The organism is Methanohalophilus sp. WG1-DM, assembly GCF_004104135.1.
GTDB lineage: Archaea > Halobacteriota > Methanosarcinia > Methanosarcinales > Methanosarcinaceae > Methanohalophilus > Methanohalophilus euhalobius.
In genome coordinates this window covers 1-1,569 of the sequence record NZ_RRBA01000030.1, presented here as the reverse complement: position 1 = coordinate 1,569, position 1,569 = coordinate 1, and the positions used below count along the sequence as shown (strand labels likewise).

The 1,569-nt window shown below is 35.8% G+C and carries 1 protein-coding gene and 1 pseudogene; both read right to left on the bottom strand.

Annotated elements, in window-relative coordinates:
* Positions 1 to 583, bottom strand: a pseudogene (locus CI957_RS10220) (ISNCY family transposase); the annotation flags it as partial.
* 364 nt (positions 584 to 947) lie between these two features.
* Positions 948 to 1,361, bottom strand: a complete 414-nt coding sequence (locus CI957_RS10215; protein WP_096712114.1) for a hypothetical protein — start codon at positions 1,359 to 1,361, stop codon at positions 948 to 950.
* Between the last annotated feature and the right edge of the window lie 208 nt (positions 1,362 to 1,569).

The window sequence follows — 1,569 nt, the reverse complement described above, 5'->3', positions numbered from 1 at the left end:
CATCGTGATATGTGCCTTATCCATCTTACATTTGTAATGCGGATTATAATCCGCATATCTATCATATCTGGATGCTTCAAGAGGTGTCGAATCTGTTTTTAGATCCCTAATCTTTGTAATTCTGGCTATTTTCTTTCCAATCCTGAACATAATTTCATTAAATCCCTCTTTTCCCAGCCTGTATTTTACAAAATGGTGAATCGCGTTAAATCGAAGATTTAACGGGAGTTACTACATAGTAGTAACAGTGTTGCATGTGAGGGAAGATTAATAATACCATTATCATCTTCAAAACACAGAAGCCTGGCTTCCTGATTTGTTAAGGTAGATATCGTTTTTTCAAAAGAGAGGTTTCTATAGGATTTACAACGATGAGCTTTATCATTGAAGAAATCTTATACCTGAAGTGCCAGTCCTTATCGGCATAATAGCTACGTTCTACATAGGAAGCAATGTCATCGATGTCCAGGAAATACAATAACTGGCATATTGATACGCTGTCTTTGTTCAGATAACTGGCTATTGAATCTCTGGTACAGATTCCGTCCGATACATTGTGATAATATTTCATGGACTGGCACATTTTCTAATATATAAACGTAATGCATGAGCTACGCTCATGCAACGTTCAGTGGTAATGGAAAAAGAGTTACGCTTTTAAAGCGAAAAGCTAATTTGATGGTCTCTTCTTTAGACAATGATACTTCATCTGTAATGTCTATTGTATTAAGATATTCATCTTTTCTCCTGGTGGGATTTCTGTAATCAGTACTTACCGGTTTGAACATAAAAAATTTTGTAGTGTCTATGTTACAATTTATACCCTGTCATCCAATTATCAAAAACATATATTTTGTATCATGCTAGAAATATTATTGCGTTGTATCCTCTTTATAAATAGTGAAATGACTGATTTTTTATTTGTTTCAAAAAATTATTATTTCAACTTATTTTTTCTCTACCTCTAGAGTATCTGCCCACTCAAAGCTATAATGGTAATAGTTATCTCCAACTTTCATGAACTCAGTATCATTGTTATACAGAATCAAGTCGAATTCATCCAGATTATCCATGACCTCTTCATTCTTATAAGGAACTTTGATCATATTCCCCGGAGAGGACACCGCTTTGTGTATATAGGGATAATTTTTCAGTTCCTCTTGGGTAAATTCCACAAAATTGCTTGGTTCCTCCTGAACTGGCTTTGCTGACACATAAAGGCCTGCTCTGGGGCTGTCTATAACTGCTCCGGGGTCGTCTATACCTGTTTCAGGGTGCTCTATTGCTAAAAAGAAGTAAGCAATTGCAATCACAAAAAAAAGAATGGCAGCTCCACCAATAACCTTTCTTTTTGTATTCATTCTTTCTTTACCTCATTCAATTTACTCCAGAGGCAAGATAAGCCAAACTTTAAGTATCCTCAAAGCCAACATAATCATGCCTTCGGGCACGGGGTTTCAGTTATTCCGTCAAGACTGGCTGAACCCCACTAACATCTTTTTATGATGTTGCATTATGTTCTAACTATGTCACGTAATAAATGATTTCTGACCATATCGTCAAACTGAA